This is a genomic window from Rhizobium lentis, from assembly GCF_014200175.1.
GTDB lineage: Bacteria > Pseudomonadota > Alphaproteobacteria > Rhizobiales > Rhizobiaceae > Rhizobium > Rhizobium mulingense.
This window is the reverse complement of sequence record NZ_JACHBD010000022.1, coordinates 30,881-48,228: the sequence shown is the minus strand read 5'-3', so window position 1 is coordinate 48,228 and position 17,348 is coordinate 30,881. Positions and strand designations below refer to the sequence as shown.

Sequence of the window (17,348 nt, the reverse complement as noted above, 5' to 3'; positions counted from 1 at the left end):
GTGGACCTGCCGCCCCGTCCACATGTCAAAATCAGACGTCCGGGAACAGCCGAACCAGGGCGTTGCTTTGGCCGTTCTTCGGGCTATCGTCGTGCGCGCGAATCGTCGCCTGGAGGATCTATGCGTCAGCAGCCAAAGCCGTTTGTCGTCGAAATCAAGCCGTCCCGGAAGCTCAAGCCGATCGACCGGAAAACCTCGATCTGGGGCAAACTGGACCTTACGGCTGATCCTGACACGCTCTCCGCGTTGAAGCCTGAACAGGTGCCGGCCGCTGGCGAGACCAACGACCGACGCTGATGGTCCTCAGGCAGCGAGCCGCTCGCCAGCGGTTTCGGGCTGCAGCGAGTGCAGGAAACTTAGCTGATCTATTTCGCAGGAGCTGTACTGGCGGCATATGGTGGAGCCGGCCTGTCGGACGCTCACAAGCGGCGACAGCCGCCGCAGAACTCCTAAGTTGGCTATAATTGCTCGCAGAAGTCACTATTTTGCGAGGAAGTTTTCATCCCATTCATTTCCGCTCCGGGCGACAGACGTCGATATTCCTTGACTGTCAGGATATATCGCCGACCTCGGCAGCTGCTTCCTGTGCGCCGATCTTGGCATTGCTCCCGAGCTCGAGCTCGAGCTCGAGCCCCCCCGATCACGCCTCGTACCTTGGCTCCTGGCTCAAGGTCCTGAGCGACGCGACCGACGGGCTATCTTCCAGGCGGCGGCGCATGCACAATCATCAGACCCATCATCGTGGCCGGCGCGTAAGCCACGCGACCTTCAATGATTTGGAACAGGAAAACGAATAGTGGACCAAGCGCCGTAATCGCGGCCAGCGACAGGGTGGACATCAGCGAAATGGCCTTTTGCATCGCAAAAACTGGAAACGCCATGATCGCCAATCCGATCATGATGACAGCAAGCAGCCCACTGAGATCGACCGGACCTTTCCCATCCAGGTCGAACCACGCGGCTGGGAGTGCCATCATTACGTACAGCGGAAACCGCAGCCCATATTGAGCAGCCGGTGCGATACCGAGGCCGTTGAGTCGCTGGCTGTAGACCATAATCGCCGTGAGGCTAACGGCAGACACACTGGTCAGCAGCAATCCGGCCATCGCGGCAGCCCAGCCGCCTCGCACGAAGCCTGATTGTCCGAGCATCGTGATCGTCGCCAGATAACCGACGCCGATTACTATGGCGATCAAGCCGACCCCTTCGACCCGGTTGCGGCTTCCGGAACCCCGCAAGCGGAGGCAACTAGGACGCTAACAACTATAAGCCCTGAAAACACTGTGAAGACCACAGCGGGTTCGATCATTTGAAGCGCGAAGAAATATGTGATCCAGACAAGGGCCGTCGAGAGGAGCCACTTGGCGCGTTCTGCGAGGAGTCGGGCATGCCGCCGGCGATCAACCTCCGTTTCAGCTTCGTAGGAAACGCTTCAGTAGAATGGCATTTTCTGTGACGGGCCGTCGTTCCTCGACCTGTAGAACCTGGATCAGCGATCGCTGCTGGGCGAGCTTGTCCTCCCACGCTGCGAGTCTCTCGGGCACGACCTTGCAATCGTTGGCGCGGCGCAATTCGTTGATCTGCCGACGGTTGGTGTAGATCGCGATCCGCCGGCGTGCGCTTGGCGTGCGCGCGCCGCGGCGATCAGCCGGTGCGGTCCTGCCGGCTAGCCTGGGCTTCGATCGGCGCGTCATCTCCAGCAATTATCGAGCGGTTCGGCACCTAAGTCCTTCATGTGCCCCTTTCCTCCGCCGACATCGCGACCGGCCGGGTCCAGGGTCGGCTTGAACCGGGCGGAGCCTGCCTCGACGCGGCTGGGGCGCATGCGGCACGCCTCCTTCTCTTTCCCACCCACCCTTTTCCTGTTCTCATTCCTCTGTTTCACGCGAAGCTTCAGAGCCTCGTTCCAATCCTCTCGCGGTGGGCGGAGCCGCATCCAGTCGCAGCCGGCGCCGTCGGCAAGCGCCCGTAATCGCCCGGCAAACATGTCGCCTTGAGGATTGGAGTCTGTCGCAGCGACGAGTTGGACATTGCGACGTGAAGCAAGCGCACCAAGGGCTGCGGCCGTGGTCGGAGACCAGCCGCCGCCGGTGCTGAGATAAAGCGTTCCATCACGCAATCCTTCGATGGCGGCAAGGCTCATGGCGTCAATCGCAGCTTCCGTCACAGCCAGGCGCATTGAAGCGTCCGAGCCAAAGCGGAACAGGACCTTCGCTCCCCGGTGGCAAAGCCGCGATATTGCGGGCCGCGCGCCTCCCATCCGGTGATGTCGCCGGCATGGTTCGTATGAGCGGCCCAAAGGCTGCCGTTCGGGCCTTCTCGAAGGAGGTCGCGTTCGATCGCCGTGCGGAGCAGATATGTCGGAAGGCAGCGCTCGTTGTGCAGGTATTGCCAGGTCGATGAGCCTTGCCACGGGCGGCGACGTGCCTGCCAACGATCGGAAACGGAAAACTCGGAGTTGGCGACAAAGCTTCGAGATTGCCATCCTGGCGCGGAAATTTTGAATCCCACGAGACTCCCGACCTTTTCGACGGCTTCGAGAAAGCCGGCGCGATCGAGGTGCTCGACGAGCCCAAAGACATCGCCTTTCGCCTCGCTTAGGGGGTCGAACCATCCCCGCCCTTCATGCGTGACTATGACAATCTCACTGCTGCGCCGAAACTTCACTGCCCGACGGGTGCTCCCCTTGGCGTCAACGGCAAAACCGGCCTCTTCCAGCACCGCGGCGCAGGATACGGCCTCGCGAAGGCCCTCTATCTCTCTTCTTTTCATTTTCCTTCCGATCACGAGTGATCGCCTCCTGCTCGTCAGCGTTATCTATTAGCCGCTTCAGCGGCCGCGAAGAGCAAAGGCCGCAACGGCGCGGCTGGCAACCTAGTGAATTATACAAAGTCGGCCGCGGCGAAGCCTCCCTTGCGGCCCGCCGCTCGCAAGCGGCACGGCCGCAGGCCATGTCGCCGCCCGCTCAATGCCAAGGCGTGTATTCATGGACGATCTCAAGATCGTCGTCGACGTCGATTTCGTCGGACGGTAGGACGCCGTATTCGCGGTCGACGGAAAAGATGGTGGCGGGGGCCATCAGGTCGGAGAGAGCTGGAAAGTGCGTCTTAGCGATCTCGATAGCTCCAGCTAACAAGCTCCCGAAAACAGATCGCGGGCACCCGGCGTGACATATCGGACGCTTTCAACTGGCGAAGAACCCAGCAACTTGGTATCTCACCGCGTAGGCGGCAGGCCGGGCAGGGAAGTTGGTAATGGATTCACGCAGGGACATAGCCGAGCGGGTCATCGCGCGTTGGAATGCACGGGGAATTCGGCTCGATGAAGACCCGGGTTTCATGGAACTGGTCGCTCTTTGGACGGCAGGGAGGATTGCGTCCGATGAAATGCGCCGCCGATATTCTGCGCTTCAGCGCGAGCGGTCGCTGTCCAGGTCAAATCCACTTGGTGTGAATCGCTGCGACGAAGGGGCGGATGTCGATCATCGGTCGATTGCGATTCCAGACGATGGACCGGATGACCGGGGAGGTCTCGGACTGCCGCCGCAAGGATAACTTTCACGAAGGGCTCAACGGAAGAGAAGCTCCTTCGCCGAGTTGCTTCGCGCGGGAATGCCGAGAATAAAATCGAACACCGGTTCCGGATTTCCTGGAATCGCGACCTAATACAGGCGGCGTTCCCGCGGCTCCTTCCACCGTGCGCTCGAATCCGAATTTTCAAAGCCTCAAGCAGCGCGCCGAAAGATCGCCATCACTTCAAGCTGTCTTTTCGATCATACGAATGGCCGCCTCAATCGAGTCTGCGCCGAGCAGCACCAAAGCATCCTGCAGGCATCGCTCGATATCGACGACGGTTCGGTCCTCGATCCGCGCGATCTCTTCCAACGTTCTGCTCTGTTTCAGCCATCGGAGGGAGGCCAACTGGAGGGGGCAAAGCTTCGACGTATCCATTATCGAACGATCCTCTCTTGCTGGATGAGTTGCCTCGGAGTCGCATAGCGTGCTCATTTCTGGGAAACGTACGGCACGGGCGTGGACTTGCGCGCAGCCGTCGGGCGCTCCACCAGAACGATTGTTCGCGGGAGGTCGGATGCCACGCTCAGCGACTTGAGCTCATCGCCCAGGCGCTTGTCCGCTTCGTTGAGGCGGTGATGAAGGCGATGGTAATCCGTCCAGGTTGGCGTCCGGAAGGTCTCGAGCCATCGCGAAGGCTGCTGAACGTCGCGCGTGAGGGTCCAATGGCGTGCGCCGGCTCGGCTTTGAACATGCCGCCGTCTGCGCATGATCTCAAGAAAGACAGCGGCGTTCTCTTCGGCAATCGCATATTCCGTCGTCACCAGAATTGGGCCGCTTCTCGGCTTCAGATCGAGTGCAGGTACTGGCGCATCGAAGGCGCCGGAGGCTTCGAGTTCAGACTCCAAGCGGTTGCTGATCGGCAGCTTGAGCCCAAGTGCGGCGACCAGCAACGAGGCGGCAGCAGAACATGCCAAGGATAAGGAGAGGGAATGGTTTTCGGCGATAATTCCCCAGAGCCAACTGCCAGCGGCGATCCCCCCATAAGTAAAAGCGCTGTAGATGGAAATCGTGCGACCCACCACCCAGCGCGGGCTTGCCAACTGCACGTTGACGCCGAAGCCCGACCATCCGGTTACCCAGCCGGCGCCGCCGAAGGCGAGGCAGACTGTTGCGATGATCAGGGAAGACGTCAGCGCAAGTGAGATCGCACATACCGCGCACGCGACACATGCCAGAACAATCAGCAGTTCCTGCGTGACCGCGCGCCTGAGTGGCGGGTTCAGGAGCCCCGCGATCAGCGCGCCGGCGCCGAAGCCACCCATGAGAATACCGTAGTCGATTGGGCCGCCCTTCAAGAAGTCTCTTGCGACGAGCGGCAGGAGCGCCAGCATCGAGGTTCCGGTCAGCCCAAACAGCGTACCGCGGACAATAGCTGCCTTGATTTCCGAGGATATCGCCGTGAACCGCAGTCCATCATAGATCGCCGTCATGAGCGCTTCGCGAGGGAGGGGCGACGCTTTCACGGTCCACTTGTTTCGCCACAGAGCGGTGAGGGGCGCGACGAAGCCAAGCGTGGTGAGCGCGAAAGTGACGAGCGGCCCAAAAATCGCAACGATGATGCCGCCAAGCGCGGGACCGACGCTACGGACCGTGTTGAATCCGACATTGAGAAGGGTGACGGCCGACGGCAGATGGCGGCGCTCCAGCATGTCGCCAAGCGAAGCGCGCCACGCGGGATCGCTGAGTGCGATACCGCAGCCGTCAAGGAAACTGAACGCCAGGATCATCCATGGATCGGTGATGCCGAAAGCCATCAGGATCGTCAGCATCGCCGAGGCCGCCATCATCAGGCTTCGGCCGACGATCATGACCATGCGCCGGCTGTAGTTGTCGGCAATCGCGCCAACGAAAATCGCAAGAAAAAAGGCAGGCAGGGTAGACGATGCCTGGACAAGGGCGACCATCACATCCGAGGTGGAAACGGTGGCCATCAGCCAGCTGAGAGCCGCCGTCTGCATCAGCCAACCCAGGCTGGAGAGCTGCGACGCGAAGAAAATCGAACGGAACGTCGAATTCTTCAGTGGCGCCAGTAGGCCTACGGATGCTGTCCCTTCATTTGATGGCATGTCATTCGGTCTCTTTCGGACGGGGCACTTCGGCCGTCTTTGCGGGGCGGCGGCGATGAGGGAGGGCAGTGGGAACTGGGTTGGCCTTACTTCCTCTCTCCGGCCTTGAGCCTGTGAGCAGAGGGTCGCAAGTTCCGCTTCGGCGGGCTGCGGCAAGACCACAATCAAAAACAGAGGAAAAAGCGGCTGTCGTCGACCAGGGATCGACGACAGCCGAGTGAACCTGGATGGCAGGGGTTGATGCCACTCCCAGGCCAGGAGCTGTGTTGGGCTTGCAGCTATTCTCCGCAGTCCTAGTGATCGTGAGGTTTTGTTTTTGGTCGGCGCCGCCTTCTAACCGTTGCTGCTCGACGGATGGTCTCATCACTAATCACCTCACGGACGCAAAACGCGCGGGACTGGATGGCTCCGGGTTCGTCGCGCGTCCGTTGTACGTTCAATAACGAGCTCAGTTTCCGCAGGCTTTTCACTCAAATGCAAAGCGGCGAGAAGCTGGGAGACGTCCTGATCCGATAGAGAGAGGCGATGATGCAGACGCCGGAAACTCATCCAGGCCGGCGTGTGAAACGTTTCCGTCCAATGGGAGGGCTTTCGAAGATTTCGCTGGAGCGTCCAGTCGCGCGCGCCTGCGCGAGCTAAGGCGTATCTGCGAGTGCGCATGTGATCGAAGAAGCTGTCCAAGTCGCTTTCGTCTATGGAATACTCTGTCCTCGCTGCAATCGGACCGCTTTGCGGCTTCAGATCAAGCGCCACCGATGGAGCCGGAAAAACCGCGCCCTGCTGGTCTCCCTCCGCCCCCAGATGCACCTGCAAGACCAACCCTGACGCAGCAACAACAAGCAGGGCGGCCGCGGCCAGCTCGAGAGAAGAAGCGAGCGAATATGACTGGGCAACATTGCCCCAGATCCAGCTGCCGGCTGCCATGCCGCCGGATAGGAATGCATAATAGATCGAGAGCGTGCGGCCGACGACCCAGCGCGGACTTGCCAATTGCACCCAGACGTCAACGCCGGTCCAGGTGATGATCCAGCCGGCGCCGCCGAAAGCAAGCGCAAGTGTTGCTGAAGGCACAGAGGAGGTGAAGGCAAGTGAGATGCAACACACCGCGCAAGCAATGGAAGCAATTGCCATCAGCCATTCCTGCCTTAAGAGCCGGTTGTTCAATCCGGCCACGCAGGCGCCCGTTCCAAAACCTGCGAAAAGAACGCCGTAGGCGATGGGGTCGTCGGCCAAACGATCGCGGGCGACGAGCGGCAGAAGTGCGAGGATAGCAATAGCGGCAAGGCCGAAGAGGGTTGCGCGCATGATTGTCGCCCGGATATCGGACGAAAGCGCCGTGAACCGGATGCCATCTCGGATTGCGGTCGACATACGCTCCGCAGGCAGAGGAGACGGGCGCGCGTGCCACTTGTTACGCAATACCGCGGCGAGAGGCGCCAGGTTGCTGCATGCGGAGAAGAGAAAGGCGGCCAATGGTCCGAGAAAGGCGAGAATAACCCCGCCCAGCGCCGGCCCAACGCTTCGCGTCATGGTATATCCAGTAGACATAAGCGTCACCGCGGCCGGGATATCCCCCACGGAGGCGTGCCAGGCGGGGTCATTCAGCGCAAATCCGCAGCCTGCGATAATGAGCCAGGGACTGAGGAAGCCGAAGGCGGCGGCACCTGCCAGTGCGACAGACGCTAGCGCGATCAATGACAGTCCTATGATCATCACCGATCGGCGGCTATGAGTATCGGCGATGATGGAGAGTATGAATGCCGGAAGCGTAGTCGACGCCTGTACGAGCGCGACCGTCAGATCGGAAGCGGTGATCGTCACCATCAGCCAACCAATCGCGACGGTCTGCACAAGCCATCTGAGATTTGCGACTTGCGCTGAACTCCAAATCGAACAGAATGCTGCGTTGCGCAGCGGAGCAGGGGTGGTTGCCCCGGTCATGAAAACGTCTTCGATCTGCATCTGCATTTAGGTTACTCTGACGCTTCCCATCATCTCGCTGACGAAGGAGCTTATCCGTAACCACGATATGATTTCCGGCGTTATTCAGCTGCTTGGCGCAGGAACACTGCATCGAGCAGGAGAGACACCAGGCACGTAGCGCCGGTGTGAAGGCGGGCCGCCTGATATTCCCCCTCGCGAATCTTTGAACCGGCCGCCGAAATTTGTCCCTTCAGAGTTCACGCACGGCACTGCCGGTTCGGCCAACTGCCAAAGGCTTTCCCAGACCTCATGCGCCTCCCATACTCGCCGGGATTTGGCCCTAGACGGAATCGCGCGAGGCGCAACGGCCCGACATGGTAGCCGTGGCTCGCCAGACGCGCACGGGATGCGGCTGCCGACCCGGAAGTAAGCACAATCCGGAATAAAGTTAGGGTAACGGGCCGCGAATTTTCGCAGCAGCCATGACCATATCATCTATCGCTAAGGACCTCACGAGAGGCTCCCCACAAGGTCAGAAAAAGGGTGCCTAGAAGTGATTAGCGAAAACCTTGATTCACTCCGATGGCTTAAAAATCAGGCCAAACATATTGCGGATGGCACCTCGTCGCCTTAAAGGTTTTTGCAGCGGCAATCTGCTTTGCAATCGTGAAGGATTTGTTCATGGCCACCGGAACAGTTAAGTTTTTCAATGGAGACAAGGGTTTTGGCTTCATTACGCCCGACAATGGAGGCGCTGACGTGTTTGTGCATGTGTCTGCTTTGCAGGGCGCCAGCAATCTGAGCGAAGGGCAAACTGTGAGCTACGATGTCGGTCAGGATCGGAAGACTGGTAAATCGAAGGCAGAAAACGTACGCGTTCTTTGATTTGCGATCGTCTAGTTTGTCCATCGAACTTGGCCTTGCAGGCCGTTCGTTGTTGCGGGCGAAATCCTGAGATTGGAGCTCGAATCCTGTCCTTCGGGCTTCAAGTATTTCGAGGAGTTGATTCCCAAATCCCCTCCGGGAGCTGTGTGTCGGCTTCGAAATACAGCAGTTAGACATTCCTTCACTTGGACTTAAGCTCGACGTCCAGACGAAGAGGGCGCAGCGGGTACGTTGTCCAGAGTAAGCTTCTATTCCCGCATACTAGTGCATACCCGCGGATTTCCGCCGCCGCGTGGCGCGGTTGAAGGTACTGCCTTACGTGACGCAATAAATCTAATTATATGATGTCAAGCGGATCGCGATCTCACAAATGCTGGCAAAGCAGGGGTGTCCCAATATGCAATTTCCCATGTCGAACTTGAGGGAAACATCGAAACAAAAATGATCTACAACCCAGGCAAGTTGACCCTTTGCCGTGACTGAGAGCTTGTGGATCCACGGCGTTTGCCCGCGGTCCGCCTACGGCAATAGGCCGGATTTGCCCCTCATCTTTCTGGACTGCGTGGGCAAGGAGACGTGCGGGTGGATCGCCGGCTGGCACGCCGCTACCGAGGGTACGGTTCCACAGCTGACTGACTAGCGTCAGACTGAATTCGCCAACCGTCTCTCTCTGGGAACCTCCCAGCGTTATGAAGAAACAAATTTCGAGTCCAGCTTTGCCAGAAAGACACGTTCAGTCTCGGGTTGCTTGATCCATACGTGGCAGCGGTAGCCTGATTGTCGGCAATTGCATCAAGCGCGCGGAGCGTGGGCGGCTCGTCCGCATAGATCCTCGTTAATTCAGCCCTCCACGCTGCACAATCGTCCATCGTAGGCCCGCGTGTCTCTTCGACAGATGCGAGCAGATCATAGTAGCGCTTTTGTAGGCGCTCATGGTGATGTGCCTTTCCACTAAAATCAAAGATGAGTTGTACAGCTCCGAGAGTAGCCGAAGCCAAACCTAACACAAACGTTCCTCGTGGGCTGTTGATAAAGACCTGCGCTGCGTAACTCGTTCCACCGAGAATGACTGCCAAATTGAGAAATCGGCTGACGCGTTCCAACCATGCACGTCGCGCAATATGGTAAAGCGCGTTGCGCAGCGTGTTGTGGCGAATGCCGTGCACCTCGTTATAGCAGTCATCCTCTACGTTGGTCATTTCTATCCCTTCCTGGGAGGTGGCGGCGGTGGTTGAGTTCCAACATGCCGTGTTCCACCTTTTTCGATATGAACGGGTGGCCGTGAAGGCGCCGGAGGACGCGGTGGCGGTGGCGAGCGTTTGTCTGACATAGTTTTCTTTCCAACTCGTTTTGGTTTAGAGAATCTATGCCGGAAGCAGCATAGACAGTGACAATTCCATCAGGCAATCAACGGTTCTCTTTCCGATAAACTAGCTATCATGCATTGAAATGAATGAACAATTCGCCGTTTATGATCTTGCTACTTCCGCAGAGCGTTCTTTAGCAATGGCAGATATTTCTGGACCTGCTCGCGGTCGCTTTTCTTTTCCGTATCGGAAAGTTGCGAGAACGGCGTAGCAATCTGTCGTTCCCATTTGGCGACAAGATTTGCAGGAATGACGATAGAGCCATCAGGTTGCTTAAGGGATTGGCCGTGCACATATTTCTGCCAGTGGGCCCAACGTTCGTGTTCGATGCTGGCTAATTCGTCCACGAGGCCATCTAGGATGTCGTCAAGGGCCATTGCTTAGATCATCCCCGCTCCAACAAGCTTTCGATAGTGCTCACCTAGCACGGTCAGCTCGCAGCCCTTACTCTGCATTGCAGCGTGCCACATATGAGGTGCGTTTACCGGCCGGACTAAGTTGACCTTCACGTATCTCTGAAGGATCGCAAAAACAGAATTCTTTGCGGGATCTGGCTTTGGGATTGCTGGATCGTTCTTTTGTTCGTCATTGCGTTCGGGCTCGTATTCGGGATCAAGCGGAAATACGTAGTCCTGCGAAGGGAACAAGGTCGCCAATTGCTGCAAATCCGCAAGAGGAATGGGGGCGTCAGCCTTTTTCAAAGACACGAAAGTTTTGACGTTAGTTTTGAACAGCGGCCGTTGACCGGCCCAAGGCCCGAGCGACTGATCAATATGGGCGTAGACGCTCCCCGGCGTGACATCTCCGACAAGATTGGCGGCTGCGCCAGCCAACGCGTCTATCAAGAGGCCCGTGAAAACGCCACCCGGTGTGGGTCCGTTCATTTCAAGTGCATACTGTTCTGCGGTTGACGCGGTGAGTATGGTCATCCCGGTCACGATTTCGGAAACACCCTTCATAGTCGGGTTTTCACCAGCGATTCCGCTGTGGCAACTATCCAGGATGATGACTTTGTTGGTGGCTGGGGAGTTGGCTGCGATGGTCATGACCTCATTCAAGGAAAGACCATCGTCTCCTACCTTGCAATCTCCCGCACATAAATAGCCACCTGTATCCTCGATGTAGCCATGCCCGGCAAAATAGAACAACGCAATCTCGGACCGGTCGGCAAAAAGCGCTCGGACAGCCTCCTTAAGCTCCGCTCGCTCTACAATGTCGCCCCGTCCGGTACCGGTAATTAGCTTGGGCGTCTTGAAGTTGGTTGTACCGTCTGCGTTACGTTCGAGGGCTGCACGGACAGAGTGAGCATCGTTTACGCACCCATTCAGACATGCAATATGCTCATAATGATCGATACCTACAATCAACGCTTTACGCATGAGGCTCCTTACAGGCTATCGATCCAATTGCTGATATTTGCCCACGTCCATTCCATTGTTTCGACGCCGGCAATTTGAGTGTGATCGTCCTTGTAGGCCCAGATTCCCCGTACAGGCACACCTACTTCATGAGCGCACGCGATTTCCCAATTTTGGCCTGTCGATGATATCGAATTTTTCGTCGCGATCACGAGAACCCCAGCCGAGCGCAAGATTCGGGTCTTCACTTTGTTTTTCCAGTCGGATTCGTATGCCTCTTTCACCGACATGTCGATGTATTCGAACGGCGTGCCCGTGTTCAGCGACTGACCTTTTATCATGTCCCGAATACTCTCGTCTTCGATGGCAAACGCCACGAAGATGACTTTCTTAGTTGCCATGTGATAATCTCCATCGCCGATCCCCGGCACTAAAATGATTTATTTGCATTGATGAGAATCAAATCGCAGCCACAACAATGGTGAAGTCCCGCAAACCGACGACAGCTGCCATGCGATCTCTGATCGGCGGCCGGCCGAGCTTCCCATGGCAAAGTCCTTGATCTGCATCAAAGGATGCGAGCCGGTATCGTAGTTCTTATACCGCCATATCACTGATATCGATGGTCACGACGTGTCCCCCATTGATGTGTCCTCAGCCGGACACTTTCGTCGGAGCCCTCACAACGGCAAAATACTGCCGCGCCTGAGACAATGTGCAGCGTTTAATAGGGAGTTTCTGCAGGTCCGCGGCGATTTTCGGGCGAGTCCGCAGGAATGCTGCAAGTAAACGCAGAGCGCTCCTTGACGACCCATCGACCGTAGACAGATGTTCGTATTGCCTCATTGGCGAATGCCTCAGCGCCATGCAATCACTGGCTCACGAGACTGCTCCTTTAGCCACCCGCGTAATCGGTCTAAACCCTCGGACTGAATATCTAGCTGAAGGTTTTGATGCATTTTCTAGCCGGGAAGAAACGGGAGACAATGAAAGGTACAGTAGTTTTCGGTCACGCAGAAAGTGTAGCGTTTTAGCGTCGTATGGAGCGTCCTCAAATATTGAGGTCCACTCAAAGGCCTGAAGAACGCGGGTCCAAGTATGTTTGTCGCCACTGCGACCTCGCCAGAGGAACACGCCGGTCGTGATCGCACCGATGCCGAAGCAACCCTGCCTGGCAGCATCGCCACGGCCTCGACGCCCATCGCTGCACTCGTTCACAAACCTGTCGATGGCGCACGCTTCACAGGCGCCCGATCAGCCGCGGCGCTCTTGCCGTGGCGACGGGACAACGGTTCAAGCCCTACAGGAGAAGGACAAGGAAGTCATCAAGGCACCGTATAATACGAAGCCGAACGTCTAGTCCGGTTGACGCAAATGGATCACTTCAAACTGACTGTTCGTCCTGCCCTCGCACGCCGGTATCTCCTGATCAAGGAGACCGTCCGCATCGAACCCGCGCCCGAAGGCGCGGTCCGTCAGGTTCTCAGCTGCTCTTGTGCCGGACAGCGAGTTCATCGGAGCGCTGACACCCGTAGGCCTCGCGATTCGCCCGATCGCTCCCGGCCAATGGCTTTAACTTGGCGAATCCGCAATGGCCGAGCCGGAATCCATTGAGGGAATCCTCAAGTCGAAGGACCACATGTCGATCAGAGCCACGGGCGAGCCCGCGTTTCGATCAGCGGCGGGATGGTCGCTCGGGGACCTGCAAATGGTACGGCTGTCGATCTCTCCCTGCCGGTATTCCCGATCGGTGAATCTGCCGTGACGCTCATCGGCCACGTTAGAGCGCACATGACCCCACAAGTGATGAGACGTTCGAGCTGATGCGCGGGTTCGCCGAGAGCCTCTGGAACGATCTAGTCAGATGAGTCTCGAATTCAATTAATCGCCAAATTGAGAGCGCCGAAAGACATGACAATTATCATCGAGGCAAGGCCACGGCTGCAACGGTCATCGACGCGGTCAAGGGGTTTCAAGCTGATATCGGCAAGCCTGCTGGTCTTGCCGCGGTGATTGTGGGCAACAATCCGGCAAGCCACGCCAGTTGCTACAGGATCGCGGGAAGGCCGCCGTTAGGGGCAATGGTGACATTGCCACCATTGATGAAAAAATCGGTGAGGCTGCTGCCGCCCCCGATCCGTGGCTCAGAATGTCAGCGGCTTATTGGTTATGGAGACCCCTGTCGAGACCGCACTCGAAATGGTCGAGCGCCACTTGCTGCGCGGTGAAGTGATCATTGAGCAGCAGCGCATGCTTGTCCAGCGCCTCCGAGAGGCAGGCGCGTCGACGGTCCAGGCTGAGCATGTTTTGGACGCGCCAAATAAGATCGACACCTCGTTTGGGCGAAAGGGTTATTCCTTTGCTGCAAAGCCTAGCTCAACGCGGCTTACATCCAAGATCGCCCGAAGGACGTCGATGCCGAATTTGAGGCTTTCTACCTCGACATCCAGCGAGATGCCCTCGGTGACTGTGCCTTTTGCGTTAGCGATTACCACCTCCTCCAGGTCTTCGAACCACTGAGGATTGTTCCCTTTGTGAAGCTTCGATAGTTCCGCAATCGCGACACTAAATGCCGATTGGACCGCGATTAGAGCGGCGCCGAGCTTTCGTTCGTCCACACCCGAGATGCAAACAATGGGGCTGTTTTTCTCATCCATGGGCTGTCCCTCTGCTGGCTCGCCACGAAACCCTATTTCAACTGATAGGCGACAGAGTCCTCGATCGCCGATGAATCCAAAAAGGCCCGTAGGCTGGAGTCTCGGGTAGTTAGATCAACGAATACGCGATGCTGGGATGTGGAAATGGCCGATGCGCTTGAGGACTGTTGGTATCGGGTCCAGCTTGCGAGGTTTCCAACCGGCAGCAAGGCCTCTAGGCCATAAGCATCGCACCTTTCTGATACGCGAGAGCGGGTAATCCTTTCTACAAAGTGGCTCGCATGCAAGTTCGCCCGAAGGACACAAGTGCCGAGCCTGGGCTTCCTTGTTCGGAACTATTGCCACCACCCCCTGCCTTCTGCCGTACATTGCGTCGCTCCTTAGGTCATTGCGTCACTGCTGATGTTATTTCCGTCGCGACCTTTCCTTCCAATACCAAATTCGTATCCCGTTATGCTTCGGGGGCATGGCCAGCGTCCTTCCTCGAGCTGGACAGCGCATGATTCTTATCGCGACATTGACCAATTCCACCATTGACATGCTGCGCGAACTCGGCCTGACAGGCATGGCCAGCGCCCATCAGAAACTCGAAACGCGAACGGAAGCGAGACACCTTCGAGCATGGTGAAAGGCTTCGACTGCTGCTCGAGGCGGCCACGCTCCGCCAGAAGCGCTTCGAGGCGAGAGCCCGCCCTACAAAGCAGCGCTATGACGCCCAGATCGAGAACGCTGATTTTTGCGCCGCCCGCGCCCTGATCGCAATTCCGTGACGCCGAGTGATAAAGGTATTTCATCCTCATCGATGGGCTATACTCCAGCTTGGTGGAGACATAAACTAGACGCATTTGGAGCCGCTTGCGGCCGATTTCGCGAGGCAACTCCATCAACTGAGGCGCAAGTTCCCGGAACAAACGCTCACGCACCATAACCTTTCCTCATTTTCGGGCAATCTCGCGGTGTCGCGTTGATTCGGTAGGTCAGCTTACGACGCCGAAGCCGTTCCGCTGTTGATCTCTACGCCTGCAGGGCCCTGACGACTTAAAGGCAACGACTGCCGGACAGCCCAGACCCAGAACCAGTTCACCTTGACATCGTGTCACTCGGGCGTCACAGGCGGCAGCCCGAGTGTCGCAATAAGCTTCATTATCGACGGCGTGGGTGGACCCGGTGTCGGCGGCGGCATGGAGACGATGGACCCGAGCCGCGGAGGCGTTGCCATAACGCCAATCATCGTGCCGATAATGGCTATCCCATCGGCGCTGATTTCGATGGCCTGGGGGCCGGTTCTGCCCGATACTACAAGGCGGATCTTGTCGGGTGTTACCTCGACGCGGCTACCCAAGGCCGCTGCGGCAGAGGACGCGGGCGCGGCGACGCCCGAGGTCAGGAGGAAGTGTCTCTTGACGTCGATGCTGTAGATATTCCCGACCTCGACGGTATGATTCTTCTGCGCCTTCAAATAGACCTCCTCACGGCCTTGCTTGTCCTCAAAGCGCAGTTCATTGTACGCATTAGCGGCGCCGCCATCGGTATGCGTCCGGAAAGTCGACCGCGTTTTGTCAGTCGGCAGGGTTTCAGGCGGCAGATTTGAGCCGTTGTATACGACGCCGGTCACCAGGGGCGTGTCGGGATTGCCGTGGATGAAATCAACGACGACCTCATGGCCGATCCGTGGGACGACCAGGTTGCCAAAACCCTTACCAGCGAAGTTTTGGGCCACCCGAATCCAGCAGGAGCTGTTCTCGTTCTTTTCGCCTTCTCGATCCCAGAAGAACTGAACCTTCACACGGCCGTACTTATCCGTCGCGATCGACTCGCCCTCGGGGCCTACGACGACGGCCGTCTGCGGTCCGTGAATCAACCGCGCCGATGTGCGGCGCCTCGGGCGGTACTGGGTGGTCGCGGGGATAATCTCTACGTTGCTGTGATAGAGGAAGCGCTCGCCCTTCCCCCCCACGGTGTCCGCAGTGAGATCGTCCCCCACCTCTCCGATGACAGTGAAGTCCTGTCCGACTGCCAGAAAGCGATCGGTGGGTTTCGGCCGGGAACCGACCTGGCCGTAGTAGAAGGGATTTGCGGCCTTGAATAATGACCCGGTCGTTATCTGGCGCGCAGTGCTTTCGATCCGCGCGCGATAAGCGTTGCAGGCGAGTTCCTCGGCACGGATGGTGGCGTAGAAATCGCCATCGCTTTTTTTTGTATAGTGGCCTGGATACTCGAAGACCTCCCGCATTGCCGTGCAGCCGCTGCTTCCCGACGAGGTCTCGCCCGTTCTGACCGCCACGCTCTCCGGCGGTCGGGTGATGGCGCTTCCCGTGAGCTTGCGGGGCGGAATGCCGCCTGTCCTCACGGGAGGAACGCGCGCGACAGACGTGAGTTCTGCCATCGGCTTCTCATGGTCATAGTCCCTGAGAACGACCTTGTTCGGCTGTAGCGAAACGACCTCGTCCCAATGCAGGATGACGTCTTCTTGGTAAAGACTTCGGGCAGGCCTGAGATTGTGGTGGGTCTCCACGATCTCAGGCGTGCAGGCCATGTGGCTCGCGGCGTTGTCGACCAGCACGAGGTCATGTTGGTCCTCAGCATGTTCAAAATAGTAGTAGATGCCGTCCTGCTCCATGAGGCGGCTGACGAAGGCCAGATCCGTTTCATCGTACTGGACGCAATATGGGCGCTCTGGGAACCGTCGGGCGGTCTGATTCTTGAAATTGCCTTTATGTTCTCGAAAAATCGTGGTGATGATCTCGATGCTGGTCTTGTTCTGAAAGACCCGACTGTTAGAGCGATGCTCGAGCAATGAAATCCACGGCCGCACCTGCGCCACGTAGTTGAGGTGCTCGGTATCGTCGAGGCCGAGATATTGGAAGCGCGTAACAACTCCGTTGAAGAAGCGCGTTTGCGAGTCCTTGAGCTTAAGCCCGATTGTCAGGCTTTGACCGGGAATCGTAGCAAAGTTCTGAACTGGATTGCGGCTGGCGAGCTTCACCTCGTAGAGGAAAGGTTCCCCCAGCCGCTCGGTGCCACTGAGCCGTCGGAGAGAGATTTCATTCAACTCGGACGCGGCCGAAGTGACCGCAACAAAACGATTGTGCCTTAAGAGACTCTCGATTCTTGACAGGACCATGGTGGTGTGTGTTCCGCAGATTTGATGAGAAGGCGCGGTTGCGCCCGATAGCGTGAGTAAGATGCCGCCGAAGCCATCGGCGAAGATGCAGAAAGGCGTTTATCTCGTGCATCGAAATCGCCGACCGTTGCTCAGCCAAGATGTCTTGCTGGCCCGCATCGTCAGAGCCAAGCGGGGGGGGGGCGGGGCGAAGAAAGCGTGTGGGCCTCTTGGAACTCACCCACGCTAACTCCCACCCAAATCGCGCCATGCGGCCTTAGAACTTCGATGAGTTGGCGAATTCCGGCGGTGCTAGCGACGACGTATCTCCTGGAATTCTCAGCCAGGCCCAGGGCGCAGCGCCCTAGCGGACAACCACGGTGGTCGAGTTTCGCCGCGATCGTCGCCTCGATC

18 protein-coding genes and 1 pseudogene are annotated in these 17,348 nt (G+C 57.8%); 4 read left to right on the top strand and 15 right to left on the bottom strand.

What is annotated here, in order from left to right; all coding sequences use genetic code 11:
• A partial coding sequence (locus tag GGI60_RS31735; protein WP_210314614.1) for a hypothetical protein occupies positions 1-297 on the top strand: 297 nt, incomplete at its 5' end.
• A 262-nt stretch (positions 298-559) separates the two neighbouring features.
• Positions 560-775 (top strand): annotated as a pseudogene (locus GGI60_RS32345) (zincin-like metallopeptidase domain-containing protein); the annotation flags it as partial.
• Here the strand turns inward: GGI60_RS32345 and GGI60_RS29995 are convergent.
• The 8 genes from GGI60_RS29995 to GGI60_RS29965 all read right to left on the bottom strand — a co-directional run bounded on the left by GGI60_RS29995 (position 696) and on the right by GGI60_RS29965 (position 7,603).
• Positions 696-1,196 (bottom strand): hypothetical protein, encoded by a 501-nt coding sequence (locus tag GGI60_RS29995; RefSeq protein ID WP_183919965.1) that lies wholly within the window; start codon positions 1,194-1,196, stop codon positions 696-698. The pseudogene GGI60_RS32345 and the gene GGI60_RS29995 sit on opposite strands and share 80 nt — an antisense overlap.
• Before the next feature lie 216 nt (positions 1,197-1,412).
• Complete coding sequence (locus GGI60_RS32340) at positions 1,413-1,694, bottom strand: hypothetical protein (RefSeq protein ID WP_246720531.1); 282 nt, start codon at positions 1,692-1,694, stop codon at positions 1,413-1,415.
• Positions 1,691-2,143 carry a toprim domain-containing protein gene (locus GGI60_RS32335; protein WP_246720530.1) on the bottom strand — a complete coding sequence of 151 codons (453 nt, stop codon included), beginning with the start codon at positions 2,141-2,143 and terminating at the stop codon, positions 1,691-1,693. Before GGI60_RS32335 ends, GGI60_RS32340 begins: the two co-directional genes overlap by 4 nt.
• A 20-nt stretch (positions 2,144-2,163) precedes the next feature.
• The gene (locus GGI60_RS32330; RefSeq protein WP_312863480.1) at positions 2,164-2,787 is read right to left on the bottom strand and encodes a DUF3991 domain-containing protein; all 624 of its coding nucleotides are present in this window, start codon (positions 2,785-2,787) and stop codon (positions 2,164-2,166) included.
• 178 nt (positions 2,788-2,965) lie between these two features.
• Positions 2,966-3,136: a hypothetical protein gene (locus GGI60_RS29980; RefSeq protein ID WP_183920017.1), complete on the bottom strand. Its 171-nt coding sequence runs from the start codon at positions 3,134-3,136 to the stop codon at positions 2,966-2,968.
• A 619-nt stretch (positions 3,137-3,755) separates the two neighbouring features.
• Positions 3,756-3,884 carry a hypothetical protein gene (locus GGI60_RS32565; protein ID WP_280950648.1) on the bottom strand — a complete coding sequence of 43 codons (129 nt, stop codon included), beginning with the start codon at positions 3,882-3,884 and terminating at the stop codon, positions 3,756-3,758.
• A 119-nt stretch (positions 3,885-4,003) separates the two neighbouring features.
• Positions 4,004-5,641, bottom strand: coding sequence for an MFS transporter (locus tag GGI60_RS29970; RefSeq protein WP_183920011.1), 1,638 nt, complete (start codon positions 5,639-5,641; stop codon positions 4,004-4,006).
• A gap of 375 nt (positions 5,642-6,016) precedes the next feature.
• Positions 6,017-7,603 (bottom strand): MFS transporter, encoded by a 1,587-nt coding sequence (locus GGI60_RS29965; protein WP_183920013.1) that lies wholly within the window; start codon positions 7,601-7,603, stop codon positions 6,017-6,019.
• A 642-nt stretch (positions 7,604-8,245) separates the two neighbouring features.
• Between GGI60_RS29965 and GGI60_RS29955 the strand changes: the two genes are divergently transcribed.
• Entirely contained in the window at positions 8,246-8,449 is a 204-nt protein-coding gene (locus tag GGI60_RS29955; protein WP_007636633.1) for a cold-shock protein, read from the top strand.
• 605 nt (positions 8,450-9,054) lie between these two features.
• Here the strand turns inward: GGI60_RS29955 and GGI60_RS29950 are convergent.
• The 6 genes from GGI60_RS29950 to GGI60_RS29920 form a co-directional block, all read right to left on the bottom strand.
• Entirely contained in the window at positions 9,055-9,648 is a 594-nt protein-coding gene (locus tag GGI60_RS29950) for a hypothetical protein (RefSeq protein ID WP_088397080.1), read from the bottom strand.
• Between the two features lie 281 nt (positions 9,649-9,929).
• Positions 9,930-10,193, bottom strand: coding sequence for a hypothetical protein (locus GGI60_RS29945; protein ID WP_088397079.1), 264 nt, complete (start codon positions 10,191-10,193; stop codon positions 9,930-9,932).
• A 3-nt stretch (positions 10,194-10,196) separates the two neighbouring features.
• Positions 10,197-11,195 carry a caspase domain-containing protein gene (locus GGI60_RS29940; protein WP_088397078.1) on the bottom strand — a complete coding sequence of 333 codons (999 nt, stop codon included), beginning with the start codon at positions 11,193-11,195 and terminating at the stop codon, positions 10,197-10,199.
• An 8-nt stretch (positions 11,196-11,203) separates the two neighbouring features.
• Complete coding sequence (locus tag GGI60_RS29935; protein ID WP_088397077.1) at positions 11,204-11,575, bottom strand: hypothetical protein; 372 nt, start codon at positions 11,573-11,575, stop codon at positions 11,204-11,206.
• A gap of 1,759 nt (positions 11,576-13,334) precedes the next feature.
• Entirely contained in the window at positions 13,335-13,478 is a 144-nt protein-coding gene (locus GGI60_RS29925) for a hypothetical protein (RefSeq protein ID WP_176439509.1), read from the bottom strand.
• Positions 13,479-13,525: 47 nt separating this feature from the next.
• Positions 13,526-13,831, bottom strand: coding sequence for a hypothetical protein (locus tag GGI60_RS29920; protein ID WP_097622224.1), 306 nt, complete (start codon positions 13,829-13,831; stop codon positions 13,526-13,528).
• Between the two features lie 499 nt (positions 13,832-14,330).
• Here GGI60_RS29920 and GGI60_RS32560 point away from each other — a divergent pair, with 499 nt between their 5' ends.
• The gene (locus GGI60_RS32560) at positions 14,331-14,459 is read left to right on the top strand and encodes a hypothetical protein (RefSeq protein WP_281414078.1); all 129 of its coding nucleotides are present in this window, start codon (positions 14,331-14,333) and stop codon (positions 14,457-14,459) included.
• 468 nt (positions 14,460-14,927) lie between these two features.
• Here the strand turns inward: GGI60_RS32560 and GGI60_RS29910 are convergent, their stop codons facing one another.
• Entirely contained in the window at positions 14,928-16,955 is a 2,028-nt protein-coding gene (locus GGI60_RS29910; RefSeq protein ID WP_096772086.1) for a type VI secretion system Vgr family protein, read from the bottom strand.
• Between the last annotated feature and the right edge of the window lie 393 nt (positions 16,956-17,348).

What these genes read in the sequence shown, in the direction of transcription:
- GGI60_RS32340 (WP_246720531.1), bottom strand. Translation starts at nt 1,694, where the DNA reads ATGACGCGCCGATCGAAGCCCAGGCTAGCCGGCAGGACCGCACCGGCT.
- GGI60_RS32335 (WP_246720530.1), bottom strand. Translation starts at nt 2,143, where the DNA reads ATGAGCCTTGCCGCCATCGAAGGATTGCGTGATGGAACGCTTTATCTC.
- GGI60_RS29970 (WP_183920011.1), bottom strand. Translation starts at nt 5,641, where the DNA reads ATGCCATCAAATGAAGGGACAGCATCCGTAGGCCTACTGGCGCCACTG.
- GGI60_RS29965 (WP_183920013.1), bottom strand. Translation starts at nt 7,603, where the DNA reads ATGCAGATCGAAGACGTTTTCATGACCGGGGCAACCACCCCTGCTCCG.
- GGI60_RS29955 (WP_007636633.1), top strand. Translation starts at nt 8,246, where the DNA reads ATGGCCACCGGAACAGTTAAGTTTTTCAATGGAGACAAGGGTTTTGGC.
- GGI60_RS29950 (WP_088397080.1), bottom strand. Translation starts at nt 9,648, where the DNA reads ATGACCAACGTAGAGGATGACTGCTATAACGAGGTGCACGGCATTCGC.
- GGI60_RS29945 (WP_088397079.1), bottom strand. Translation starts at nt 10,193, where the DNA reads ATGGCCCTTGACGACATCCTAGATGGCCTCGTGGACGAATTAGCCAGC.
- GGI60_RS29940 (WP_088397078.1), bottom strand. Translation starts at nt 11,195, where the DNA reads ATGCGTAAAGCGTTGATTGTAGGTATCGATCATTATGAGCATATTGCA.
- GGI60_RS29935 (WP_088397077.1), bottom strand. Translation starts at nt 11,575, where the DNA reads ATGGCAACTAAGAAAGTCATCTTCGTGGCGTTTGCCATCGAAGACGAG.
- GGI60_RS29925 (WP_176439509.1), bottom strand. Translation starts at nt 13,478, where the DNA reads ATGCTCAGCCTGGACCGTCGACGCGCCTGCCTCTCGGAGGCGCTGGAC.
- GGI60_RS29920 (WP_097622224.1), bottom strand. Translation starts at nt 13,831, where the DNA reads ATGGATGAGAAAAACAGCCCCATTGTTTGCATCTCGGGTGTGGACGAA.
- GGI60_RS32560 (WP_281414078.1), top strand. Translation starts at nt 14,331, where the DNA reads ATGATTCTTATCGCGACATTGACCAATTCCACCATTGACATGCTGCGC.
- GGI60_RS29910 (WP_096772086.1), bottom strand. Translation starts at nt 16,955, where the DNA reads ATGGTCCTGTCAAGAATCGAGAGTCTCTTAAGGCACAATCGTTTTGTT.